Source organism: Actinoplanes sp. TFC3 (assembly GCF_001553785.1).
Lineage (GTDB): Bacteria > Actinomycetota > Actinomycetes > Mycobacteriales > Micromonosporaceae > Actinoplanes.
In genome coordinates, this window is sequence record NZ_LOJP01000001.1 from 1,093,956 (window position 1) to 1,119,306 (window position 25,351).

Genomic DNA, 25,351 nt, shown 5'->3' on the forward strand with positions numbered 1-25,351 from the left:
GACACCGGGGAGGAAATATGGCAAAAAGGTCAAAGGCCTTGGGTACGGGCGCAGTTGCCACAGCGCTCGTGCTGACCGGCGTGGGGATTGGCGCGGCTGACGCTGCCACCGATCCGCCCCCGCTGGCGTTCACTCTGGCCACGCCCAACGTGACAGCCGAGCGCGTCACGTACGACGGGCAGGCGTACCTGTATCTGGATCTCGGCGTGCACGTCATCGCCGGCAAGGACCCGTTCGAAATCCGCGCGACCCGCAAGTCCTACGCCGACCCCATCGTCGCGCAGCAGCAGGTAATCAAGAACGGCAAGAAGAAGTCTGTCACGCTGCCCGCCGGGATGGTCACCGGCTGGGGCGGGCTCAAGGACTTCACCACTGTGACGTTCCAGAATGAGGCAGGGGCGGAGGTCAAGAGCTTCCAAACCGACTTCTGCCCCAACTCGTACGACTCCGTGCGCACCCGCCGCGACGCGCCGGCCGAGACCCCCTACCCCCGGGGCTGCTCGGACTACAACCCGTTCAACCTCGGCGCGGTCTGGGGCATCCAGGCCGGCTGGAACGCCACCACCGACAGCATGCCGCGTACGGGAGACTTCGATCTGGCGGCCGGCAAGTACACCGCCACGGTCACGCTCAACCAGAAGTACCGCGACTACTTCCAGATCGCCGGCAAGGACGCCACGGAGACGGTCAACCTGACCATCGTCGACGTGGAAGAAGGCAAGCAAGGCGCCGGGGTGGCCGAGGCCCGCATCAAGGCGGCCCGCGTCGGCGCGGACACCACTCCCGAGGCCGCGGTCGCCGAGCACGGTGACCACGGTGGTCAGGGCGATGCCAACCTGCAGGTGTCGGCGTACAAGCCCGGCTTCCGCCCGCCGGCCAAGGCACCGAAGGCGGTCAAGGCGAGCAGCATTGCCCGGGGCCCGCGTCCCGACCTGCGCTCGCTGCCGGCCTGGGGTATCTCACTGTCTCAGGACGGCGAGAAGTCGTACGTCAACTTCGGCGCGACGGTCTGGAACGCCGGCACGTCCCCGCTGCTCGTCGACGGCTTCCGCCGCACCGGCACCGAGCTGATGGACGCGTACCAGTACTTCTTCGACGCGAACGGCAAGGAGGTCGGCTCGGTCGAGGCGGGCACCATGGAATGGGACCCGCGCGAGGGTCACCGGCACTGGCACTTCACCGACTTCGCCCAGTACAACCTGCTGTCGGCCGACAAGAAGCTTGCGGTGCGCAGCGGGAAGGAAGCGTTCTGCCTGGCCAACACCGACCAGGTCGACTACACCGTCAAGAACGCCAAGTGGCGCCCGGACAACACCGACTTGTCGACGTCCTGCGGTCAGAACACGGCGGTCGCGGTCCGTGAGGTCCTCGACATCGGCAACGGCGACACGTACACCCAGGAACGCCCGGGCCAGTCCTTCGAGGTGACCGACCTGCCCAACGGCACCTACTACATCGAGGTCAAGGCCAACCCGTCGAACAAGCTCACCGAGCTGAGCACCACCAACAACACGGCCCTGCGCGAGATCCACCTCGGCGGCACCCCGACCGAGCGCACCCTGGAGGTCCCCTCCGTAAACGGCCTCGACTAGCAGATCCTGCCCGTCGAATCCCTTGGCTTGTCGGCTTTATCGGGCGAGTTCGAGGGCGTACTCCGGCCACCACTGGCCGGCTGCGGGAGCCCCCTTCCCGCAGGCGCCGTCGGACTCGCCCGGCCTTTTGATCCACAGGTACGCATCCACCAGCGTGTTGCCGGTTTTGGTGGTGGGCGGATCACCGAGCTTGCGGCCCGGCGGATTGCACCAGTGTTCGTGACCCCGCGGGCCCTGCTTTGCTGGCCCGTTACCGTTCCGGCTGGTGTCCACGACAAATGGGGCACCCCCCAGCTGTGCGGACAGGGCGGTGCCGTACTCGACGTTGGCCCGCGTCGTCTCGAAGTTCGCCACGTTGAGCGCGAACCCCCTGCTGCGCTCAATCCCGGCTCGCTGTAACGCTGTTGCAAGCTTGGTCGTATCCGTGATCCACGTCGGATTACCCGCATCCAGATAGACCCGGGTGCCGGCGTTAGCGCTCAGCGTGCTCACCGCGTACGAAACAAGGGTGTATCTCTGATTTGCCAGCTCTTGTGTCAAGCACCCCTGCACAGCCTGCGCCACCGCGTCCGGCTCAAGAACAACAAGCGCGTCATGGTCCCGCAGGGAGCCGGCCATCGCCGCAATCCAGGAGCGGTACTCCGCAGCACTAGCCGCCCCACCCGCCGACTGCCCCGAGCAATCCCGATGCGGAATGTTGTACAACGTCAAAATCGGCATCTTGCCCGCTTTGCCCGCCGATTCAACCAAGCTTCGAGCCCGGCTCACCCCCTCCGCGGACGAATCGGCAAACCAGGTAGCGGTAGGTCGATCCGCAATCCGCGAGACGAGCGCAGCCTCCTTGGTCCGCCCGCCCAAGCGGAACTCCCGAACCTGCTGCGCCGCAGCCCCATCCGGATCGACATAAAGCGCCGGCAGCGTGCGGCCTTGGCCCGAAGAGCCCCGGCCAGCCGAAGCCGGCGGGGGAGACCCAACCGCAGGCTTCCCGCTACCGGGCTCCCCAGCCCGGTCCCGATCGAAAGCGACCAGCCCCACACCTCCAGCAACCACCGCAGCAACCACCAAAGTGACCAGCAACGGTCCCCACCGCCGCGCCGCGCTGGAGCGTTCCTGCCGCCCACTCGCCGCGGTCTGCCGCCCCGAAGTGCCGTCGCCCGAACCTCGCCTGCGCCGGGCGGTGTCCTCGCCTCTGCCTTGCCTGCGCGGAACGGACCCTTCCCTAAGCCCTTCATCAGGCCCGACCTGCTGCCGTTCTGGCTCGCCTGTGCGTTCAGTGCGCTGCCGATCGGGCGTGCCCTCGTCCTCGATGCGCTGACGCTCAGGCATGTCCTCGTCCTCGTTACGCGCGTTCTCGTGACTTGTGTCTTCTTGCTCGACGCGGTAGCGGTGAAGCGCGCTCACCGGCCTGGGCGCAAGCTCCGATTCGCCCGAGCCGCTTCCTCGCAGGCGCCCGTCACGGTTCGTAGTCCGCCTGCGTCGAGGCGCATCCCCACCAGCGCTCCGCCCGTGCCAAGACTCCGACCCCGGCTCACGCCGCGAGAAAACAGCTCCCGGCTCAGTACCAGCGCTCCCTGAGCCAGACCTCGCCTCAAGAGCAGCATCCTCCTCGCCGGTCCATCCCGAGGCGGAAGCCGCAACAACCGCCCCCCTCGCCCGCGAACCGAACTCCGTCCCGGCGGCGGGATCCTCTCCGCGATGCGCCCGAGAACCGAAGTCCGCTACCTCCCCGTCGCGTGCTCGCGAAGTACTCCCACCCTCGGCCAGTGATTCAGAGTCCGGCTCAACGAACGCACCTTCGCTCACGTGCCGAGCGGTGGAGCTTGCACCGTCTTCAAGGTCGGCACCCACGGCCTGAACCCGGCGCCGCCGCCGGGAGGTGCCGGCTACGTGAGTTCCCCCAGCACCCGAACGCGGCCGCAGGGATCCAACTCCTTCCTCGGCACCCTCCAGCCGATGCCGCGAAGAGGCACCCTCCTGCCGATGCCGCGAAAAGGCACCTTCAAGCTGATGCTGCGAAGCATCACCCTCAAGCCGATGCCGCGAAGGGACATCCTCCGCCTCCGCATGACGCGCCCGAAAAGCCTCCCGCCCCGCAACGAGAGCCCAAGACGTGTCGTCCGCGCCGATCCGCGATGAGGAGGCGTCCCGCGGCCAGGACACCTCGAATTCCGTACCCTCCGCCCGATGCCGCCCCGATCGCGTCTCACCGCAGGCCACCCCACTGTCATCCGCGGCAGCCAAGGCATCCGAGCCATTCCGGGCATCCAAACCATTCCGGCTATCCAAGCCATTCCGGCCATTCAAAGTATTCCAGGCACCCGAGGCTTCCGAGTGACGTCGGCGACGGCCTGCGGGTTGTTCCCGTTGGGCGTGGGCGGCCAAGTCAGAGCACCTGGACCCAGCGAGCCACGGAAGGTACGCCGTTGCCGTCCAGCAGGAACAGCATGTACCAGCCCGACGGCGCGATGCCCCTGGTCTTCGGGATGGACAGGCCCAGGGTGTCCCCGCCCTTGGGCGTTATGTCCAGCGCCACCGAACGCTGGTCGACGTCCAGCACGTGCGTGACCGCGCTGGGACGAACCAGCCGGGCCTTGGTCACCCGAGCCGCGTCGGGAGAGGTGAAATCGACAGTTGTGCCGCGCTTGACCTGCTCCGGACCGCCGGTGATGGAAGGACGCAAACCCTGGAAGAGGTACGGCGGGGAGTACACCTCGATCCGCTTCTCGAAGGTGCCCGGTCCCTTACCCGATTCGTCGTACAAGGGATCGCTGCCCATGGTGACCACTCGGCCGTCGGGCAGCAGGATCGCTTCGGAGTGGTAGTTTCGGCCCACTGTGGACTCGGCGGCGGTGGTGAACGTGTTGCTTGCCGGTTGGTAGATCTGCGCGTTGAACAGGTCGCTGCGGGTTTTGTCGCCGTACTTGCCACCCCGGTAGCCGGAGGAGCCTCCCGTGGTGAACACGGTGTCGTCGGGCAGAACCACCGCGTTGAGGTAGCGCGCGGGCTCGGGCAGGTCGGGGCCGGGTCGGTAGCGCGGCTTCTTCTCGGACAAGTCGATGATGTCGGTGCGCTTCGTGGAGACTTCGGATTCGCCGACGCCGCCGCCACCAAAAATCATCACGCGCTGGTCCTGGGCCGGCGGTAGCAGCACCGACGAGCTGGTCTCGGTGAGCTTCGGGTCGCGCAAGCCTGGAACTTCTTTGAACGTATTTTTCCGGACATCCCAAATTCCCGGGGTGCGTCCAACGGTGTCGGAGCCGTAGCCCGCGTTCGAGCCCGAGTAGAACAAGTTGCCGTCCGCGAGCATGTGGAAGGACGGGTAAGTTGGAAAAGTCCGGTGCAATTCTGGGGCGTCCACCCATTCCTTCTGCTCCGCGAGATAGCGCTCGTTGTTGCCGGGAATGATCCGACCGAACTGATCAAGACCCGAGACCGCGAGTACGTCCCCACTCGGCAGTTCGGCCAGCGTCGGATACCACCGGTGCTCCACCATGTCGCCGACCTTGACGTAGCTCTCGGTTCGCGGGTCGAACTCGTAGGACTTGTTGTCGCCGGCGTACTCCTGCTTCTCCCGAGTGATCTTGTCGGAGACGCCGTAGATGTTCTGCCGGTCCAGCCCGGTCAGGCCCTCCACGGTGTACTGCGCCGGCTGCTCGACAACCGGCGCATTGCCCGTCTCCACCGCGTCGACGAAGACCTCGACCTCGGCAGCGTGCGTCATCACCAGCTCGCCATGCCGCATGGTGGTGGCCTTGCCGAGCGTCACGTCGTCGCGCGTCTGGTACACGTGCCCGGACGTGGACACGATCCGGGTGCCCTTGGCGAACTTGTGCGGACCGCTGGTCGGCGACTCGTTCTTCACCTTCATGACCCCGTACGCGTGCTCGATGTCCTCGGGCAGCACCTCGTAGTCCGCGGTTCCGCCGGCGACCAGCAGGTTGCCGTTCGGCAGGAACGTGTGCCCGGCGCAGAACACGTCGCTCGGCGTCGGCACGTCCTTGAACTTGTCCGTCGCCGGGTCATAGATGATGGTCCGGAATGTCCCCGCTTCGAACGCGTCCCGGTTGTTGCCGCTGCCCGCGATGATGAGCAGCTTCCCGGTGTTGAGCAGCGCCGCATGGATCGCGTTGACCTTGAAGTCCTGCGGCACCGGCAGGCGCGACCAGTGCCCGGACTCCTGCTTGTAGGACTGCCGGTTGATGGCGAACTGGTGGTACGCCGCCGAGGCGGCGGCGACCATCGGCTGGTTCACTACGGCGACGATGCCCAGCACCAGCAGCGCGACCGTGCTGCTCGCGAGCTTGCGGGCCAGGGTGGGGCGGGTGCGGGGCTTCATGCGTACGTCTTCTCCATGGTCTTCGGGTCCAGGACGCGCTTCCGGCGGTTTTTCGCGGATTTGGCGTGGGTGATCTGCACCCGCCACACGAGCAGCGGGAGCAGGCAGATCACGAGGTTGAGGGACGGCCACAGCCACATGGCGCCATCGGCGTGGCCGAGGAACGGCGAGGCGATCAGCAGGGCCGCGTAAAAACCGGCCCAGGCGAGGCTGTGCCGGAATGTCAGGACATGGTCGGGACTGCTGGAGTCACCCTTTGGCGTGACGACGAACCCGGCCTTGCGCCCGAATAGCGCGCCGAAGAACGACGACACATAGAGCGGAGTCGACAAAGTGGACACCAGCATGCCCGGCAGACCGGACGATCCGTCTTCCTCGTGCGGGCTGACGTTGTGCCGGCGGTTGAACAGGTACAGACCCATCTGAAAGAGCGCGGCGTCGACGTACAGCATCAGCCAGACTTGCTGGGGCACTTGCACGCCCTTGGCGCCGAGAACGAGGTAGCAGGCGGCCACCAGGGCGCCGAGCACCCAGGCCAGGGCGGTCAGCGGGTAGTACGACATCAGCAGCGCGTAATGCAAAGCCCGGCCTATCCCCAGCTTCCAGCCGAGCTTGGCGAACTTGCGGAGCACGACCTCGTCGGTGCCACGTGACCAGCGATGCTGCTGCGAGAAGTAATCGGTCCAGCTGGACGGTCCTTCGCCCACCGCGAGCACGTCCGGCGTGTACACCGAACGCCAGCGCCGGCCCGTCGCCGGGTTGTTGGTGCTGTGCATGACCAGGCTGGTGGCCATGTCCTCGGTGATCGAATCCTGCAGGCCGCCGATGCTGCGCAGCGCCGAGAGCCGCACCGCGTTGTTGGTGCCGACGAGCATGGCGATGCCGCGCTTGTTGCCGGCGCGCTGCAACAGCGAGTGGAACAGGTACTGCTGCGACTCGGCCCAGCGCGTGACCACACTGTCGTAATTGCCGTACACCTGCGGCCCGACCACGAACGCCACGTCCGGGTCGTCGAAGTACCCGAGCAGGCGCTCACAGAAATTTGGTTGCGGCACATGATCGGGATCAACCGAGACGAAGACGTCGTACGAGTCCCCGTGCCGATGCGCCCAGGAGTTGTAATTGCCGTGCTTGGTTTTCGCCTTGAAGGCCCCGGCATCTGTATTGAATTGGGGCAAACCCCGCCGCGTGTAGTGCCGCACCCCGAGCCGGCGGCACATCCGCTTGACGCCCGGATCGTCGCCTTCGTCGAGCAGCCAGACGTCGTATGGTCCCGGGTGACGGATTCTCGTAGCCGCGGCCAGCGTGCGTTCCACCATCTCCAGCGGCTCCTTGCCGGGCACGATGGTTGTCAGAAACGCCACGCGCAGGTTCGCGTCGGGAACCACAGGGACAGGATCGCGTGCCCAGATTGTCGCCAGACACAGCGTGACCACGTTGACGAGCCGGAACAATTCAATGGCACACGTCGCGGCAATCATGAACACGGTCGCGGCGAACACGACGGTGTGCAAATCCGGATCCGGCAGCGCGATGGAGGACAGCAGCCAACCGAAGAACGTGGACTCAAAGGCAAAGGCGAACAACGTAATGAGCATCGTCGCGACCGGCCGCCGGCGTGCAAGCCGCTTCATGGTCACCCGGTACGGCACACTGCGCCGCCCCGGCCGCGACTCCGCCGGCCCAGCCAGCACGCTGTAGGCGCTATAGCTGAACTTGAGCGGCAAAATATCGGTTTGGTCGTTACCCCCGCTCAAAATTTCCATGTGATGCTGCGTGCGCGGCGCTGGGATGACCGTGGTGTCATCCACCCCCGCCGGCTCACCACCGACCCGCCCGCGAGGCGCCGGAATAACCCGGGTGTCGTCCCGAGGCGACGGCTCGGGTGGCGGGATCCGGACGGCACTCATGAGTTCTTCTCCAAAGATGAACGAGAAAGGGGTCGAACAATGGATGGCGATCCAGGTGGGCGGGCAACGCGCGAGCTGGTGAGAGGCGCCCAAAGTGGACTGGGGGCGGGGCCTAGGAGGTAATAACCAGAGAAGCGAGCAGAGCGGGTAGCGAAGGCGAACGAACGGCGCGACGCAGGACCGCCGTCGATCCGCTGCGACCTAAGGTCAACGCGAGGCGCCGGATGAGCCGTGAGCGGCGGGTGCTCGTCAAAGGCCTCACCCGTGTGGCCGGCACCGCGTATCCAGGTGGAAGGCCCTGACCGATTTCGCGGAGTCCGACGAAGGGGTGAACGCGGCGCCAAGCCGTAGCCCCACACCCGGCCCGCCACGCGATACACATCAGCAGCGCAAATAGATCCAGCGGGTCGGATAAGTCGGGCTCTTCAAGCGGAAATTGGCACCGCCGGACGCACAGCTGGAACCTCCGAAAGCTCCGCAACCTCCGAGAAGGCAGCAGGCTGAACAGCCACCCCGGGCAGAGTTCGGTCAAGATCACCCGCGTCGGCAAAGCCAGCCACGTAAGGCGTAGCCCGAGCAGAATCCCCATCCCGCAGACGATCGGCAGCCGGAGTATCGGCAGCCGGACGTTCAGCAGCCGAGTGAGGAGCGACCAGACGGTCGGCGGCCGAACGATCACCAACCGGGCTGTCACCAACCGGACGGCCAGCGGCCGAACGATCGCCGACCGGGCGATCAGCGATCCGCAACTGAGCCGGCGTCCCCACCGCCCGAGCCTTGGTAACAAAGGCCCGCCGAGCAGCAGCAAAGCCGGACCGATCCCCGTACATGTCGCTGCTCATCTCGGCCAGCTCGCGGATTTCATAAACGTCCAGGGGCACCCGCTCACCCGCCAGCCGCCGCGCCTTCGCGGTCTGCAGGTGCCGCGCGTCGCGTGCATCGGCGTGTCGCATCGCCAGGGCCGTGAGCCATTCCGCGAACGCCTCTGGGTGGCGCGGCCCGACTTCGTCGACGAGACCCAGTGAGCGGGCCTGTTGCGCGCTCACTGGCAGTTTGTCGTCGATCAGGCGCTGGGCGGTGGTTGCGCCGACGCGCCGGGGGAGTGTGAAGGTGTGCAGCTCCGAGCCGTACAAACCCATGTCGTAGTACGGGTTCAGCACGATGCCGTCCCGCGCCGCCACGATGTCCGCGCCCAAGCCGAGCATCACGCCGCCGGCTCCCGCGCTCCCGGCGTACGCGGAAATGACGACCTGGCGGGTGCACGTGATCAGCTCGCGGCAAATGTTATTTATCGCCTTGATGTTGGCCCAGGCCGAGCCGGCCGAATCGGTCGCTGCCTCGATGGCATTGAGGTGAATGCCATTGCTGAACACGTCAGTGCCGCCACGCAGCACCAGCACCCGCGTGTCCTGCCCGGCTGCGTGCTGGAACGCGGCCAGCAATCGCCGGCAATGCCCGGCCGACATCGCGCCGTTGTAGAAATCGAAAGCCAGCCAGCCCACCGCGCCTGTCCGCCGGTAACGGATTTGCCGGTACGAGGGCCCTTCCGTGTCAGTGCCCGCCGGCAACGGCGAATTCGGCACATCCCGCAACCGCGAGCCCCCCGACCGCGGCCCAAGCGACCCCGAGCCGCCCGACCCCACCGACCGCGAGCCCAGCAAAGAAGTCGCAGGCAGCTTGAACACCCCATCCGCCGCCCGCAAATGCCCAAGCCAAACCGACCCATCCCCGGTCGCCACCAGCACGGCCCCCTGCCGGCGAGCCAGCAGTGCGCCCGGCCGCGCCCCTCGCGCCAACCCCGGATGGGCGTCATAGGCAAATACTTCAAGATCAGCAAGCTGCGTCCGTACGCCCGGAGCACCGTCCGCAGCCCGCACTCGCCGCACGATGTGATCCGTCGGGGCCGACCACTCGAACGCCCGATCCGCCTGCTTCATCGCCGGGCGGGGGCGCGCGCCTCGTACCTCGATGGTCATCTCGGTTGCGGGTGTTGGCTCGAAGCCCGGGTCCGCAGCCTTTGCCAGCACCTCGAAGACGCACTCCATTGCCGCGTCGGCGACCGGCCCGTTGTACAGCGATGACTTGCGCGGAGCGGTGAGCGGCATCGGGAAGGTCCGCGTGGCCCAGATCGGGCCGGCGTCCATCTGCTCGACGGCCTGCAGCGCGGTGACGCCCCAGGAGCTTGCCGCCTCGGTGATCGCCCAGTCCAGCGATGACGGGCCGCGGTCACCGGCCGGGCCGGGGTGGATGATCACCGTGCGGAAGTGCTGCCAGATCTCCGCGGGCACCCGGTCCTTGAGGAACGGGCACAGAATGAGTTCCGGCTCCGCCGCGTGGACGGCGTCGATCATGTCGCGCGGGTTCGTCGCCAACTGCACGCCGACGTCGTGGCCTGCTTCCCGCAGTGCGCACCACACGCGCTGACTCAGGCCGTTGAACGCCGACACCAGCAAAAGGACCCGCACATTGCCTCCCCAGACAAAGCCCCAACGAACGGGCAGTCTGGACCAGTCGTTTCACACTATGTCGGACTTGCTGTCCGATAGCGGTCCGGCGGCCCGGGGGCGGCACCCGGCGGACTAAGCTGGGCTGGTACCCCTCGTCCAACGGGCGCCGGGGTTTTTCGATGTGCTCATCAGAGAGTCTTTTTCATGCAACTCAGTGGCCTCATCCCGGCCGCCCTGCGTGACCGCGGGCTCGCCCGGGCCCGCGACCTTGCCCGCAAGGGCGGAGCCGACTCCGACGCGCTGGACCTGACGGCCCCCGCCTCGCTGCGCCCGTTCGTCGTGGCCGCGGTCGCCGGATCGGCCGACTCCGGCGGCGCCGGGCGTCCCGTGCTCGCCGTGACCGCAACCAGCCGCGAGGCCGACGACCTCGCGGCTGCGCTGGGCTGCCTGATCGCGCCGGAACGCGTCGCCGTCTACCCCTCCTGGGAGACGCTCCCGCACGAGCGCCTGTCGCCCCGCTCCGACACGGTTGGCCGCCGCCTCGCGGTCCTGCGCCACCTCGCCCACCCCGAAGAAGCCCTGCCCATCAGCGCCGACAGAAGCCGCGAAAGCACCGGCAAAAACGGCGGAAGCGTCGGTACGAGCGGCAAACACGAAGACGGCGGCAACACCCTGCAGGTGGTCGTAGCCCCCGTCCGCTCCCTCCTGCAACCCCAGCTCAAGGGCCTCGGCGACCTCAAGCCCGTGGAGCTGCGAGCCGGCGGTGAAGCCGAGCTGGAAGAGATCGCCCACCGCCTGTCCGACATGGCGTACGCCCGCGTCGACCTGGTCACCAAGCGCGGCGAGTTCGCGGTGCGCGGCGGCATCCTCGACGTCTTCCCGCCCACCGACGAGCACCCCTCGCGCGTGGAGTTCTGGGGCGACGAGGTCGAGGAGATCCGCACCTTCGCCGTGGCCGACCAGCGCACCATCGACCCGGTGGAGCGATTGTGGGCACCGCCGTGCCGTGAACTGCTGCTGACCCCACAGGTGAGGGCAAAAGCCGCAGAACTGGCAGCCGAGCACCCCGAACTGGCCGAGATCCTGGACAAGCTTGCCGAGGGCATCCCCGTCGAGGGCATGGAGTCGCTGGCCCCGGCGCTGCTGCAGGGCACCGACAGCATGGAGCTGCTGATCGACTGCATGCCCGCGGGCACCCATGTGCTGCTGTGTGACCCCGAACGGATCCGGACTCGGGCGCATGACTTGACCCGTACGTCCGATGAGTTCCTGGAGGCCAGCTGGGCCGCAGCCGCGGTCGGCGGCCAGGCCCCCATCGACGTCGGCGCCGCCGCGTTCCGCACCCTGGCCGATGTCCGCGCGCATGCCGCCACCCTGCGCCAGCCCTGGTGGACGGTGTCACCGTTCGGGTTGGTTGAGGACGAGACGCCCGACAATTCCGGCACGCCGTGGCTGGATACGCCGGCCACCGAGGTGAGCCCGGACGTCGGGGACGCCGTGGCGCTCAAGGCCCAGCCCGTCCCGCTGTACCACGGCGACACCGCCAAGCTGGCCGGTGACCTGCAGCAATGGTCGGCCGACCGGTGGGCCATCGCGCTCGTCTTCGAGGGCCACGGCACCGCCCAGCGCGCTACCGAGGTGCTGCGCGACGCGGGCCTGGGCGTCACCCCGGTCGACTCCATCGAAACCGCGATCGAGCCGGGTCAGCTGCTCATCACCTGCGGCGGGCTCAACCACGGCTTCGTGGACGAGGGCTCCAAGCTGGCCATCATCACCGGCAACGACATCACCGGCGGCCGGGGCGCGTCCACCAAGGACATGCGCAAGATGCCCAGCCGCCGGCGCAACACGATCGACCCGCTGGAGCTCAAGACGGGCGACTTCGTGGTGCACGAGCAGCACGGCATCGGCCGCTACGTCGAGCTGGTGCAGCGCACGGTGAACGGCGCCGACCGCGAATACCTGGTCATCGAGTACGCCCCGAGCAAGCGCGGCCAGCCCGGCGACCGCTTGTTCGTGCCCACCGACCAGCTGGACCAGCTTTCCCGCTACGTCGGTGGCGAACAGCCCAGCCTGCACAAGATGGGCGGCTCGGACTGGCAGAAGAGCAAGGCGCGTGCTCGCAAGGCCGTTCGTGAGATCGCGGCGCAGCTCATCCAGCTCTATGCCGCGCGGCAGGCTTCCAAGGGGCACGCGTTCGGCTCGGACACCCCTTGGCAGCGCGAGCTCGAGGACGCCTTTCCGTACACCGAGACGCCGGACCAGCTGGCTGCCATCAGCGAGGTCAAGCACGACATGGAGCTGGCCGTTCCGATGGACCGGCTGATCTGCGGCGACGTCGGTTACGGCAAGACCGAGATCGCGGTACGGGCGGCGTTCAAGGCGGTGCAGGACGGCAAGCAGGTCGCCATTCTGGTACCGACGACTCTGCTGGCCCAGCAGCACTACAACACCTTTGCCGAGAGAATGGGCCAGTTTCCCGTACGGATAAAGCAGCTCTCGCGTTTCCAAACGCCGAAGGAAGCCGCGCTGACGCTGGAGGAAGCCGCCAACGGGACCGCGGACATCGTCATCGGGACGCACCGCTTGCTGTCGAAGTCCACGCATTTCAAGAACCTCGGCCTGATCATCGTGGACGAGGAACAGCGTTTCGGCGTCGAGCACAAGGAACAGCTCAAGGCATTGCGGGCGTCGGTGGACGTGCTGACCATGTCCGCGACACCGATTCCGCGCACCTTGGAAATGGCGATCACCGGCATCCGGGAGATGTCGACAATCGCCACGCCTCCGGAGGAACGCCACCCCGTGCTGACGTACGTGGGGGCCTATGACAACAAACAGGTCGCCGCCGCCATTCATCGCGAGCTGTTGCGCGACGGCCAGGTCTTCTTCCTGCACAACCGGGTCGAATCGATCGACAAGGCGGCGCGCACGCTGCGCGAACTGGTTCCCGAGGCACGCGTTGCGGTCGCGCACGGCCAGATGAGCGAGGAGCAGCTCGAAAAGGTCATGGTCGGGTTCTGGGAGAAGGAGTACGACGTTCTGGTCAGCACGACCATCGTCGAATCCGGCATCGACATCCCGAACGCGAACACGCTGATCGTCGAGCGCGCCGACCTGCTCGGTCTGTCGCAATTGCACCAGATCCGCGGACGTGTCGGGCGTGGTCGCGAGCGGGCGTACGCCTACTTCCTCTATCCCCGCGAGAAGCCGCTCACCGAGCAGGCCCACGAGCGGCTCGCCACCATCGCCCAGCACACCGAGCTCGGCGCCGGCATGTACGTGGCGATGAAGGACCTTGAGATCCGCGGCGCCGGCAACCTGCTCGGCGGCGAGCAGTCCGGGCACATCGAGGGCGTCGGTTTCGACCTGTACGTCCGAATGGTCGGCGAAGCGGTCAGTGCCTTCAAGGGTGAGCGGCCCGAGGAAGAGCCGGAGGTCAAGGTCGACCTGCCGATCGATGCGCACCTGCCGACCGAGTACATCTCGGTGGAACGCCTGCGTCTGGAGATGTACCGCAAGCTGGCCGAAGCCCGTGACAACGCGCGCCTCGACGAGGTGGTCGCCGAAATGACCGACCGCTACGGCGAACCGCCCGAAACGGTCGCCAACCTGATCGCGGTCGCCCGGTTCCGCCTGGTGGCACGCGCCTACGGGCTGACCGACGTCTCGGTGCAGGGCAAACACCTGCGGTTCTCGCCGCTGCCGTTGCCGGACTCCAAGCAGATGCGGCTCAAGCGCTACCACCCCGATTCGGTCTACAAGGCGGCGAACGACCAGGTCAGCGTGCCCAGGCCGAGCACCCGGCGGGTCGGCGGCGAACCGCTGCGCGACCTGGCCCTGCTGCAGTGGTGCACCCAGTTGCTCAAGGATGTGCTCGGCGACATCCCGGCCCCGGTGTCGTCGGTCACAGCCGGAGCGTGAGAGAGTCTTGACCATGCCGCGTGCACGCCGACTTGCATCCACCGCTGTCGTTGCCATCTTCGCCGCCACCGGGCTCTCCGCCTGTCAGCAGTCCCCGGACGTGGCTGCCTACGTCGGCGGCGAGACCATCACCCAGGACCGGGTCGAGCAGATCTACGACCAGGTCCGCGACGAGCTGACGACCGCCCGTCAGCAGGCGCAGCAGCAGGGGGAGGCGAACGGTGCCTCGCCGGGTGCGGTGGCCCCGCTGAGCATGCCGATCAAGCAGCAGGACGTGCTGAACACGCTGCTCAGCCTCGATGTGCTGCGCAAGTCCGCGCAGTCGCACGGCATCAAGGCCGCCGCCGAGCCCACTGTCGACCAGGTCGCGCAGGCGCGTAACTACTCGGCCACCTGGGAGTACACCAAGCTCTACACCGAGACGTACCAGTTGCGAGCGGCGCTGCAGGGCAAGGTTGTTCCCGCGGCGCTGACTGAGGACGACCTGCGCGACGTCTACCAGCGCCTGCTGGCCGGCGGTGCGGCCGACCCGGGCACCTCGTTCCAGGACTTCTCGTCGCAGCTCTCGGCGGAGAACAAAACGCTGCTGGAGACCTACGTCGGGCTGCGCAACGAGATGAAGACGATCACGGCCGACGACAAGGTCAAACTCAACCCGCGCTACGGCAACCAGCAGGTCACGCTGTTGTCCGCGCAGGCCGCCGATGGCAAGGACGTGCCGCTCGTGGTGTTCACTTTCGCCGGTGACGCCGACGAGGCCCCGTATGTCACTGACGTCTCCGCCGTGACCAGCCTCGCCTGATGACCGAACCCGGGCGGATCGTTCTGCTGGTCACTTCGCCCCGGCTTCCTGCTGGGTTGCTCACGGCGACTGCTTGGGATCTCGTACGGTCAGGGCCCGTTTTCGCCGCCGCCGCCAGCGACCAGTCGGCGGCGCTGCGCTCCTCCGGGGTGCCCGTGACGATCATCGAGCCGGACCCCGAACGGCTGGTGCAGGCGCTGGCCGAGCATCTCAGCGTGGTCTGGCTCGCTGGGGCGTCCGGTGACGAGGACTTCGCCCGGCGCCTCGGCCTGCGGCTGGCCCGCGAGCCCGCGCTGGCCGAACTCGAACTCTGCTACGGCTCCTGGGACCCGCCCGGTGCCCGCCTGCTCGACGCGGTCGCCGTGATGGACCGGCTGGCATCACCCGGCGGCGACCCCTGGAAGCGCCAGCAGACCCACGAGTCGCTCGCCCAATACCTGCTCGAAGAGAGCTACGAGGCGTACGACGCCATCGCCGGCCACGACCTTGACGCGCTGCGCGAGGAGCTCGGTGACGTGCTGCTGCAGGTCGTCCTGCACGCCCGGCTCGCCGAGGAGCTTCCCGAGGATGAACGCTGGAACGTCGACGACGTGGCCGGCGGGCTGGTGGACAAGATGGTCCGGCGCAACCCGCACGTGTTCGCCGGGGAGAACGTTGACAGCATCGAGGACATTGTCGACAACTGGGAACGCATCAAGAAGGAAGAGAAGGCGCGGGTCTCGGTGCTGGAGGGCATCGCGCTGAGCCAGCCCGCGCTGTCGCTGGCCGCCAAGATCCTGCACCGGGCCGAGCGAGCCGGGCTGGACGTCGCGCTGCCCGACAATTCCGGCTTGGGGGCTGTGCTGTTGCGCATGGTGGCGCAGGCCCGCCGCGACGGGCTGGATGCCGAGGCGCTGCTCCGGCAGGCCACGTTGACGTACGCCGAAGCCATCCGATCGGCCGAAGCCGGACCCGCTGCCCGGGAGAATGTCGCACCTGCCGAGTAGATTCCGGTCCATGCCGGAGTTCGTCCCGCTCGCCGAGCGCATCGTCGACGCCATCCTCGAAGCCGACCCCGCGCTCGCGTCCATCGCCGGCGATCATCGCTACGATGACCGGCTGCCCGACCTGTCGCCCGGCGCGGTGACCGAGCGGGTCACCATGCTGCGTGACGCCGCCGACGCGCTGTCCGGCATCGACCCCGACCTGTTCGACCAGCAGGACCAGGTCGACCACGCGATCCTGTCGGCCGTCATCGAGCGCGGCATCTTCGAGCTGACCGACGTGCGCGAGCACGAGTGGAACCCGCTGGAGCACAACCCCGGCCCGCTGCTGCACGCGCTGATCGCCCGCCCGTTTGCCCCAGCGGAGGAGCGGCTGACCAGCCTGGCCGGCCGTCTCGCCGCGATCCCCGACGCGCTCGCCACCGCCCGGGCGGCGCTGCACGACGTTCCCCGGCTGCACGCCGAGGTGGCCCGCGGCCAGTTCGCCGGCGCTGCCTCGCTGATCCGCAACCAGCTCCCCAGCCTGCTCGCCGAGGTTCCCGGGTTGCGCCCGGCCGTCGAGCCGGCGATGCAGGCCGCCCTGGTCGCGCTCGGCGATTTCGACCGCTGGCTGCAGGCGCGCCTGGACAGCGGCGATCCCGGCCGCGACCCCCGCCTGGGGCGCCCGCTGTGGGAGGCGCGGCTGTGGCACACCCTCGACACCGAGCTGCCCGCCGCCGAGATCCTCGCCCGGGCCCGCCGCAACCTGGTCGACGTGGGCGCACAGCTGCGGGAAGCCGCCGCCGAGCTGACCGGCGGCCCGGAAACCGACGACACCGTGCGCCAGGCGCTGGGCCGGCTGGCCGCCGAGCACCCCGACGACGCCACCATCGTCGACCTGGCCAAGCTCACCATGGGCGAGGCGACCGAGTTCGTCCGCGAGCACGCCCTGATGACGCTGATCGACGACCCGTGCGTCATCGAGGAGATGCCGGAGTTCGCCCGCGGCGTGGCGGTGGCCTACTGCGACCCGCCCGGCCCGCTGGAGACCGCGTCGTTGCCCACGTTCTACTGCATCGCCCCGGCACCGGCGGACTGGCCGGCCGAGCGGGTGGCCTCGTTCTACCGCGAATACAACAACCACATGCTGCGCAACCTGACCGTGCACGAGGCGATGCCCGGTCATTTCCTGCAGCTCGCCCACGCCCGGCGTTTCCGCTCGGCGACCCGGGTGCGCTCGCTCGGCTATTCCGGTCCTTTCGTCGAGGGCTGGGCGGTCTACGCCGAGGAGCTCATGGCCGGCTTGGGCTTCGGCGGGCTGCCGGTGCGGCTGCAGCAGCTCAAGATGCAGCTTCGGATGAGCCTCAACGCGGTGCTCGACCAGCTCGTGCACTGCGACAACCTGAGCGAGCCCGAAGCCATGGCGATGATGACCGGCCTCGGCTTCCAGGAGGAGGGCGAGGCAACCGGCAAGTGGCAGCGGGCGTTGCTTACCTCGACGCAGCTGTCGACGTACTTCGTGGGCTACACCGAGATGGCCGGAATCGCCGCGGCCCGTCCGTTCGGAGCGACCCCCAAGGCCTGGCACGACGCGATGCTCGCCCACGGCTCACCGCCGCCGCGGCACCTGCGTTACCTGCTGGGCGTCTGAGCGCGCCGGTCGTCGATCTTCGCCGTCACGGGGACCATGAACGTGGCCGGCTTGACCCGGTCGGCGTAGTGCGTCATCGCCAGGTCGGTGCGGGTGCCGTTGATCAGGCCGCTGAAGCTGCCCAGCACTCCCTCGTTGGTGATGCAGGTATCGAAGTCGCTGGTGTCGGCACCGTCGAGCCCGCCGAGCGTCACGCAGGTGGCGTGCCGGCCCGCAATGGTCGTGTCCCGCTGCTTGACGTCGACCTCCGGGTCCAGCACCGCGCGGTTCAGCAGCGTCAGCACGACCGCGGGGGCGACCAGCCCGGAGGCGCTGGCGTCGCGGTACATCGCGGCCGGGGTGGGGCTGGTCGGGGTGGCAGGCGCGGTCAAAGTGCAGGTGGCGGGCTTGGTGGTGGTTACGCAGGAGGTGGTGGCCTCGCCGGTGACCAGCAGCTTGCCCTGGGGATAGATGTACGCCGTGCCGGCCGGCTGGCGTACCTGGGCGATTGTGCCCGTGGCGCCGCCGCTGAGCTGGTAGGTCGCCTCGTAGGTGAGCTCCGATGCCCCCGCAAGCTGGGCCGCCAGGTCGGCGACCAGATCGTTGGGGCTGACCCCGGCGGCGGCCGCTTCGTCCAGATCCGAGCAGCCCGGCAGGGCGGTCAGCACCAGCAGCACGGCTGCGGTCAAGCGGAGGCGGGAGGAGGGCACGAGCCCACCTTTGCCGATGCCTGCAACCCGCGCAAACCGGTATTCGACAGGTAGCTGTCCGCAATCAGGCGCGGGTTCGGCTCAATAGCTGCTGGCGCATCACATAGCGGCGGATAACGCGGGCCTGAGCCTCGTCGGAGTCGAACACTGCGACAATTTCCACCGACATCGGACCCGGCGGCACCTGCTGGGGCAGCATGGCGACCCGCGAGGCGGTGGCCGACAAGTCGACAATCTCGCTGCCGAGCTGGATCCAGAGCTGCAAGCCCTCGCCGGCGACTACGTTCGTACCCTCGAAATGGGCTCGGGCACTGTGCTCGCTGATGTCGCGGATCCAGCCGTGCGCATCCGTCCAGCCGGGCCGGCGCAGGATGATCTGCTCGCCGCCACCGCCGCGCACGTAGTGACGCTGCTGTTCGACCTGCGCTTCGGCGGCCGGGCGCACCTCGACCCGGTTCTCCTCGACCTCGATGACCGAGCACGGCAGGACGTACCGGCCGCGGGGGGCAGCCGACCAGCGCAGCGTGACAGACGCACCCACCCGGGGGACGGCCGCCAGCGGCGTGGAAAGGGTCAGGCCCGCGCCTTCGGCGTGAACCACGCGGACGCGGGCGGCCAGCTCGTCGGAGGCGGTCATCTCGACGTACGAGCCGGCATCGGGGAGGTGATGCGCGAGAGTAGTCATAGCAACCGGGCACATCGGCATTGCGGTTGATGCCATGAGCGGTGCAAGCCTCAAGAACAGCGCAAGCCCGGAACTCGTACCCAAGGGTTCATGAGCCGCCGCATGGCCCGGATCCGAGGGTAGATACGCTCAGTGCGAATGAGCGTGGTCGGCCGCAGGGTCGCGGTCCGAGGGAATTTCAACAGTTCTACCTAGAGGAGCGACACGACAGATGGCCACCATTGAAGCGATCGTCGCCCGGGAGATCCTGGACTCGCGGGGCAACCCCACCGTCGAGGTCGAGGTCGGCCTCGACGACGGCACGATCGGCCGCGCAGCGGTCCCGTCCGGCGCCTCCACCGGCGCGTTCGAGGCAATCGAGCTGCGCGACGGTGACAAGGGCCGCTACCTCGGCAAGGGTGTCGAGAAGGCGGTCAGCAACGTCGAGGACAAGATCGCCGATGAGCTGATCGGCTATGAGGCGAGCGAGCAGCGCCTGATCGACGAGAAGATGCTCGACCTGGACGGCTCCGCCGACAAGTCCGAGCTGGGCGCCAATGCCATCCTCGGCGTCTCGCTCGCCGTGGCCAAGGCCGCTGCGCAGAGCGCCGAGCTGCCGCTGTTCCGCTACGTCGGCGGCCCCAACGCGCACCTGCTGCCCGTGCCGATGATGAACATTCTCAACGGTGGCGCGCACGCCGACTCGAACGTCGACGTCCAGGAATTCATGATCGCGCCGATCGGCGCGGCTTCGTTCCGCGAGGCGCTGCGCACCGGCGCGGAGGTCTACCACGCGCTCAAGTCGGTGCTGAAGAAGAAGGGCCTGTCCACCGGCCTCGGCGACGAGGGTGGCTTCGCGCCCAGCCTGCCGACCAACGCCGCCGCGCTGGACCTGATCGGCGAGGCCGTGCAGGCCGCCGGCTTCACCCTGGGCACCGACATCGTGCTGGCCATGGACGTCGCCGCGACCGAGTTCTACAAGGACGGCGCGTACGTCTTCGAGGGCTCGCCGAAGTCGACCGAAGAAATGATCAACTACTACGCCAAGCTCGCCGAGACGTACCCGATCGTCTCGATCGAGGACCCGCTGGCCGAGGAGGACTGGGCGGGCTGGTCCGCGCTGACCGCTCAGCTCGGCAGCAAGGTGCAGATCGTCGGCGACGACCTGTTCGTGACGAACCCCACTCGCATCGGCCGGGGCATCGCCGAGAGTGCCGCCAACGCGGTCCTCGTCAAGGTCAACCAGATCGGTTCGCTGACCGAGACGCTCGACGCGGTCGACCTGGCCCACCGGGCCGGCTTCAAGACCATGATGAGCCACCGCTCGGGCGAGACCGAGGACGTCACCATCGCCGACCTGGCCGTCGCCGTGGGCAGCGGGCAGATCAAGACCGGCGCCCCGGCCCGCTCGGACCGCGTCGCGAAGTACAACCAGCTCCTGCGCATCGAGGAGGAGCTCGGCGAGGCGGCCCGGTACGCCGGTGCGGGTGCGTTCCCGCGTTACCGCACCGCGTAACGCTCAGTCACGAGATCATGGAGTTGTGGCCCCCCGTTCCGTGGGCATAGTGTCCAGGGACAGGTGCCGCAACTCCATGGTCTTTGGGCGAGTGCCGGGGGAGGGCAGGGATGACGCAGCGCCGCAGCCCGAGTGGGCAGGGGCCATCGCGCCGACCCACCGGTTACGCGGGACGCCCGGGCGTTCGCAATGGCGCCCGGCCCACCCGCACCCGTGACACCGCGGCGACCCGCATCGAGCCGCGCCGCACCCCCACCGCCCGCACCACCGGCAGCATCAACCGCTCCAGCAGCCGCCCCGCTGCCGCGCGCCGGGCTGCTGCGGCCGGTGCCACCAAGCGCACGGTGGCGACCCGGCCCAAGGCCTTCACCGGCCGCGCGACAGTGCTGATCGTCGTGCTCGTGGCGCTGGCCCTGGCCTATACGTATCCGGTCCGGGTCTATCTCGCCCAGGAGTCCGAGATCGCCCAGATGCAGGCCGAGCAGGCCGCGCAACAAGCGACGATCAAGGGGCTGGAGGAAGAGGCCGAGAAGTGGAAGGACCCGGAATACGTCCGCATCCAGGCCCGTGACCGGCTGTTCTATGTCCGCCCCGGCGAAACCCCGCTGCTGGTCTACACCGACCCGGCCGGCGCCCAGCGCGACGCCGCCGGCGGGGGGACCGCGGCCGCCCCACCCGGCCGGTGGTACGACACACTGTGGGGAAGTGTCGCAGCAGCCAATGCAGAATCCCGGAAGTAGATGACGACCCCTCCAACGAAATCCGATCTTGACATCGTCGCCGAGCAACTCGGCCGCCGCCCCCGCGGCACCCACGCCATCGCGCACCGGTGCCCCTGCGGCAACCCGGACGTGGTGGAGACCGAGCCCCGCCTCATCGATGGCACCCCGTTCCCCACCACGTACTACCTGACCTGCCCCCGTGCTACCGCGGCGTGCAGCCGGCTGGAATCGGCCGGGGTCATGCGCGACATGCAGGAACGCCTGTCGACCGACCCGGAACTGGCCCAGCGCTACCAGGCCGCGCACGAGGATTACCTGGCTCGGCGCGAAGCACTTGGGGACGTACCGGAAATTGCCAAGATCTCGGCCGGAGGCATGCCCGACCGGGTGAAATGCCTGCATGTCCAGCTCGGTCACGCACTAGCCGCGGGATCCGGGGTAAACCCTTTCGGTGACGAGGTCCGCGCGGCAATCGAGCCGTGGTGGTCCGAGGGACCTTGCGTTTCGCCGGAAGGAACGTAAGTGGTTGAAATCCGCCGGGCGCGCACGTCGGATGTGAAGGCGATCCGCGCGCTCGTTGACGCCTATACCGGGGACCGGCGGCTGCTGAGCAAGGCGACGGTCACCCTTTACGAAAGCGTCCAAGAATTCTGGGTCGCCGTCGACCCGGCGAGCGACCAGGTGCTGGGCTGCGGCGCGCTGCACGTGATGTGGGAAGACCTGGCCGAGATCCGTACGGTCGCCGTCGCCCCAGCCTGCCGAGGCCAGAAAATCGGACACAAAATCGTGTCGGCATTGCTGGACGTTGCCCGCGAGATCGGCGTGGCCCGCGTGTTCTGCCTGACCTTTGAAACCCGCTTCTTCGGCTCCTTCGGCTTCACCGAGATCGATGGCGCCCCGGTCCCGCACTCTGTATACGAGCAGCTGTTGCGCTCATACGACGAAGGTGTAGCCGAGTTCCTCGACCTCGAACGGGTAAAGCCGAATACCCTCGGCAACAAGCGCATGTTGCTGCACCTCTGACCGTTCACCAGTCGCTGTCGCCGCTGCACCTGTTGTCTTCGCCGCTTCGCCCGTGCCGTTGATGCGCCTGTTGTCTTTGTCGCTGCACCTGTTGTCTTTGTTGCTGCGCCATCCTTCGTGGCGCCTCCGTCCTGCCGCACCTCGAGGAGCCTCCCTTGCGCGTCGCCGCCATCGACTGCGGAACCAACTCCATCCGCCTACTGATCGCCGACGTGAGCGGTACGGCTTTATCGGATATTTCCCGACGAATGGAAATCGTCCGGCTCGGCGAAGGCGTGGACCGCACCGGACGCCTAGCCCCCGAAGCCATCGCCCGCACCCGCCAAGCGCTCCTCGGCTACGCAGCAGAAATCGCCGAACTCGGCGTCGAACGCGTCCGCATGTGCGCCACTTCAGCCTCCCGCGACGCCTCCAACGCCGAGGAATTCCGGGACATGGTTCGCCAGGTGCTCGGCACCGACCCCGAGGTCATCACCGGCGACGAGGAAGCCAGGCTGTCCTTCACCGGTGCCGTAGCCGGCCTCACCGCCGAAGCGCCCTACCTGGTGGTGGACATCGGCGGCGGCTCAACGGAGTTCGTCGTCGGCGATGCGCAGGTGCGCCACGCCATCTCGATGGACATCGGCTGTGTCCGCCTCACCGAACGCCACCTGCACAGCGACCCGCCCACTCCGGCCGAGGTCGCGGCCGCGGAAGCGGACATCAAGAAGGCCGTCGACACCGCGTTGCGTACGGTCTCGGGCCGGGGCACCGCCACGCTGGTCGGCCTTGCCGGTTCGGTCACGACCGTGGCGGCCCTGGCTCTCCGGCTTCCCTCGTACGAGGCCAAGCGCATCCATCACGCCACGATCGCGTACGACGACGTAGCCAAGGTGACCGCCGAACTGCTGGGCGCCACGGTGGCCGACCGCCGCGACCTGCCGGTCATGCACCCCGGCCGAGCCGACGTCATCGGCGCCGGCGCGCTCATCCTGCGCATCATCATGGAACGCGCCGGAAAGAACGCGGTAGTGGCCAGCGAACACGACATCCTTGACGGCATCGCCTACGGCCTGTCTTAGCGCCCGACCACGTCATTCTGGACGGCATCGTTTACGGCCTGTCGTAGCGCTCCCATTTGCTCTTCAGGCTGATCGTTCTCGTCCTGCTCGTAGGTCCACGCCGCTTCCTGAGTGCGCCAGGGCTCATCCCAGACCTGCCGGCTCTCCCGAAGATCCCGATCGGTCAGGCCCCGGTTCTGCCGCCGCACCAGCAACACAAACTCAACAATGCAAGTGATCACCAGGAGCGGCACCGAGGCGGCCAGCGCACCCATGCCGTTCAAAGCGGCTGTCGTAGCCATGGCACTGTCGGCGCGCGCCAGAAAACGAGTTACCGACTTATCCCCGGCGTCCGCTTCGCCCAATGCCTGCCAAACCGCAAACACGGTGAAGAGGAAAGAAGCCGGCGGGGCAAGAAACGCACACCACAGCCGCATCGGCCGGCTCTCCTGGAACCACAAAAACACCCAAAGAACCAGAAGCAGCCCGGCAAGAACCCAAGCCTGCCCCGGCAGCGCCGCAATCTCGTCCACTGCTCTCCCGCCTGACTACGACAGCGCCCACTGCGCCCCGTACTCACCTGCCGGGTCACTGCGCCCTTCGCATGGGCACCGCGCCTACTAATTTGGGCACCAGACCCGTTATGTCGGCCCTGCGCCTACTGCATCGGCCCTGCGAATACTGGCGAGTCGCCGCGTCCATCGCATGGGGACGCCGCGCCCACGGCGACCCGCCGCACGCTTGCGCCTCCGCTTGAAGCCTGCCAAACGCGAGCCACCCCCCTCGACCCAATCGTTCAGCAAATTCCACGCCTTCTTTGACACTACTTCGCATCGCACAGTAGTGTGCATCGCGTGGATACGACGCAGCTACTCAAGGGGGTGTTGGATCTCGCGGTTCTGGCCGTTCTTCGCGAGGAGGACGGTTACGGCTACGACATCCTGCGCCGGCTGCGCGCCGGGGGCCTCGAGGAAGTCGGCGATGCCAGCGTTTATGGCACACTTCGCCGGCTGTTCAACGGCGGCCTGCTGACGACCTACGTCGTGCCCAGCGATGAGGGACCGCACCGCAAGTACTACGCGCTCAACGCCGCCGGCCGGGCCGAGTTGCAGCGGTCGGGCAAGGTATGGCAAGGCTTTGCATCCACGATGGACGATTTGCTTCGCGAGCGGGGGACGGCGTGAACACCACGGTCCAGGACGAGATCACCGCGTACGTTTTTGCGGTCCGCGCAGCGCTCGGTGACCTGCCCGAGGCTCAGCGCGACGAGTTGCTCGAGGACCTAGCCGAGCACCTGAGCGAAGTCATGGCCGACGGCGAAGGTTCTCTCATCGAACGCGTGGGCAGCCCCGACGCCTATGCATCCGAGTTGCGGGGGACTGCACCCTATGTCGGTGGTTTCCCCGACCCGCCTTCGAGCGTCAACCCGCTGCTGGAACTGCGCGAACGAATCACCCCTCACCTGCACGAGGCAGACCTCAAAGCCGGACGCATTCTGGGGTACGAGCGGCTCAGCGACTTCGGCCGCCTGCTGCGCCCGGCCTGGTGGGTCGTTCGCGGTTACCTGCTGGCGATGGTGGTCGCAGCGCTCCTCGACAACGGCGGTCAGTCAATCGGCCTGCTCCCGCGCATCGGTGGCAGCGACGCCATGGCTTGGGTCCTGATCGCAGCCGGGGTGGTCGCCTCGGTGTGGTTCGGCCGGCGGTCGTTCGCCCTGACTCAATGGCCGCGCTTCAGTTTCTACGCGGCCACCGCCATCCTGGTGCTTGTCGGGCTCAACGGCTTCTTCAGTGCCGACAGCGAGACCCGCAATTCGTACTATTCGAACATAACGAGCTACGACAACCCCTACAGCGGTGTCGAGGACGTTTTCGTGTACGACGAGCAGGGCCGCCTGGTGACCAACGCCCGTCTGCTCGACCAGAACGGCCAGCCGATCCACCTGGGCAACGCCTCCTGTTACGACGACCAGCAGGGCTTCTCCATCGACGCCACGCCGGGCGTCTACCCGTTTTGCCCAAGCCGCGCCCCCTTCCGCCTACCCGGCGCAGAAGCCTCGCCCACCCCCAGCGC

19 protein-coding genes are annotated in these 25,351 nt (G+C 67.7%); 12 read left to right on the plus strand and 7 right to left on the minus strand.

Annotation, left to right across the window (positions count from 1 at the left end):
• Window positions 1–17: 17 nt before the first annotated feature.
• On the plus strand, window positions 18–1,592 hold the full coding sequence (locus TFC3_RS04910) for a lysyl oxidase family protein (RefSeq protein WP_067496188.1): 1,575 nt from the start codon (window positions 18–20) through the stop codon (window positions 1,590–1,592).
• 36 nt (window positions 1,593–1,628) lie between these two features.
• Here the strand turns inward: TFC3_RS04910 and TFC3_RS39060 are convergent, their stop codons facing one another.
• The 4 genes from TFC3_RS39060 to TFC3_RS04935 form a co-directional block, all read right to left on the minus strand.
• Window positions 1,629–2,654 carry a glycoside hydrolase family 6 protein gene (locus TFC3_RS39060; RefSeq protein WP_369819664.1) on the minus strand — a complete coding sequence of 342 codons (1,026 nt, stop codon included), beginning with the start codon at window positions 2,652–2,654 and terminating at the stop codon, window positions 1,629–1,631.
• A gap of 1,321 nt (window positions 2,655–3,975) precedes the next feature.
• On the minus strand, window positions 3,976–5,928 hold the full coding sequence (locus TFC3_RS04925) for a galactose oxidase early set domain-containing protein (RefSeq protein ID WP_067496194.1): 1,953 nt from the start codon (window positions 5,926–5,928) through the stop codon (window positions 3,976–3,978).
• The gene (locus TFC3_RS04930) at window positions 5,925–7,931 is read right to left on the minus strand and encodes a glycosyltransferase family 2 protein (RefSeq protein ID WP_236717988.1); all 2,007 of its coding nucleotides are present in this window, start codon (window positions 7,929–7,931) and stop codon (window positions 5,925–5,927) included. The genes TFC3_RS04925 and TFC3_RS04930 overlap by 4 nt, the downstream gene beginning before the upstream one ends.
• A 332-nt stretch (window positions 7,932–8,263) precedes the next feature.
• Window positions 8,264–10,303 (minus strand): hydrogenase maturation protein, encoded by a 2,040-nt coding sequence (locus tag TFC3_RS04935; RefSeq protein ID WP_236717989.1) that lies wholly within the window; start codon window positions 10,301–10,303, stop codon window positions 8,264–8,266.
• A 186-nt stretch (window positions 10,304–10,489) separates the two neighbouring features.
• Here TFC3_RS04935 and mfd point away from each other — a divergent pair, with 186 nt between their 5' ends.
• From mfd to TFC3_RS04955, 4 genes are read left to right on the plus strand one after another with little or no spacing between them, the layout of a single operon-like run.
• A complete protein-coding gene (gene mfd / locus TFC3_RS04940; protein ID WP_067496197.1) occupies window positions 10,490–14,209 on the plus strand; it encodes a transcription-repair coupling factor in 3,720 nt (1,239 codons plus the stop codon).
• A gap of 13 nt (window positions 14,210–14,222) precedes the next feature.
• The gene (locus tag TFC3_RS04945; protein WP_161952534.1) at window positions 14,223–15,011 is read left to right on the plus strand and encodes a SurA N-terminal domain-containing protein; all 789 of its coding nucleotides are present in this window, start codon (window positions 14,223–14,225) and stop codon (window positions 15,009–15,011) included.
• Window positions 15,011–15,997: a MazG family protein gene (locus TFC3_RS04950; protein WP_067496203.1), complete on the plus strand. Its 987-nt coding sequence runs from the start codon at window positions 15,011–15,013 to the stop codon at window positions 15,995–15,997. The genes TFC3_RS04945 and TFC3_RS04950 overlap by 1 nt, the downstream gene beginning before the upstream one ends.
• A gap of 10 nt (window positions 15,998–16,007) precedes the next feature.
• Window positions 16,008–17,624 carry a DUF885 domain-containing protein gene (locus tag TFC3_RS04955; protein WP_067496207.1) on the plus strand — a complete coding sequence of 539 codons (1,617 nt, stop codon included), beginning with the start codon at window positions 16,008–16,010 and terminating at the stop codon, window positions 17,622–17,624.
• Here TFC3_RS04955 and TFC3_RS04960 read toward each other — a convergent pair.
• Together TFC3_RS04960 and TFC3_RS04965 are read right to left on the minus strand one after the other, a co-directional pair.
• Window positions 17,606–18,313 carry a hypothetical protein gene (locus TFC3_RS04960; RefSeq protein WP_067496210.1) on the minus strand — a complete coding sequence of 236 codons (708 nt, stop codon included), beginning with the start codon at window positions 18,311–18,313 and terminating at the stop codon, window positions 17,606–17,608. The genes TFC3_RS04955 and TFC3_RS04960 overlap by 19 nt on opposite strands.
• 64 nt (window positions 18,314–18,377) lie before the next feature.
• Complete coding sequence (locus tag TFC3_RS04965; protein WP_067496212.1) at window positions 18,378–18,998, minus strand: hypothetical protein; 621 nt, start codon at window positions 18,996–18,998, stop codon at window positions 18,378–18,380.
• 211 nt (window positions 18,999–19,209) lie between these two features.
• On the opposite strand from TFC3_RS04965, the gene eno reads away from it, so the two are divergent.
• The 5 genes from eno to TFC3_RS04990 all read left to right on the plus strand — a co-directional run bounded on the left by eno (window position 19,210) and on the right by TFC3_RS04990 (window position 23,299).
• Window positions 19,210–20,493, plus strand: a complete 1,284-nt coding sequence (gene eno, locus TFC3_RS04970) for a phosphopyruvate hydratase (RefSeq protein WP_067496215.1) — start codon at window positions 19,210–19,212, stop codon at window positions 20,491–20,493.
• Between the two features lie 110 nt (window positions 20,494–20,603).
• Window positions 20,604–21,233: a septum formation initiator family protein gene (locus tag TFC3_RS04975; RefSeq protein ID WP_067496219.1), complete on the plus strand. Its 630-nt coding sequence runs from the start codon at window positions 20,604–20,606 to the stop codon at window positions 21,231–21,233.
• Window positions 21,234–21,737 carry a DUF501 domain-containing protein gene (locus TFC3_RS04980; protein ID WP_067496221.1) on the plus strand — a complete coding sequence of 168 codons (504 nt, stop codon included), beginning with the start codon at window positions 21,234–21,236 and terminating at the stop codon, window positions 21,735–21,737.
• Window positions 21,738–22,238, plus strand: a complete 501-nt coding sequence (locus TFC3_RS04985) for an amino-acid N-acetyltransferase (RefSeq protein ID WP_067496223.1) — start codon at window positions 21,738–21,740, stop codon at window positions 22,236–22,238.
• A gap of 155 nt (window positions 22,239–22,393) precedes the next feature.
• Window positions 22,394–23,299 (plus strand): Ppx/GppA phosphatase family protein, encoded by a 906-nt coding sequence (locus tag TFC3_RS04990; protein ID WP_067496226.1) that lies wholly within the window; start codon window positions 22,394–22,396, stop codon window positions 23,297–23,299.
• Here TFC3_RS04990 and TFC3_RS04995 read toward each other — a convergent pair.
• Entirely contained in the window at window positions 23,296–23,811 is a 516-nt protein-coding gene (locus TFC3_RS04995; protein WP_067496229.1) for a hypothetical protein, read from the minus strand. The two genes, TFC3_RS04990 and TFC3_RS04995, sit on opposite strands and share 4 nt — an antisense overlap.
• A gap of 321 nt (window positions 23,812–24,132) precedes the next feature.
• Here TFC3_RS04995 and TFC3_RS05000 point away from each other — a divergent pair, with 321 nt between their 5' ends.
• Both TFC3_RS05000 and TFC3_RS37780 read left to right on the plus strand, forming a co-directional pair.
• Complete coding sequence (locus TFC3_RS05000) at window positions 24,133–24,462, plus strand: PadR family transcriptional regulator (RefSeq protein ID WP_067496232.1); 330 nt, start codon at window positions 24,133–24,135, stop codon at window positions 24,460–24,462.
• The coding region (locus TFC3_RS37780; RefSeq protein ID WP_067496234.1) for a hypothetical protein at window positions 24,459–25,351 on the plus strand (893 nt) is incomplete at its 3' end. The genes TFC3_RS05000 and TFC3_RS37780, both read left to right, overlap by 4 nt.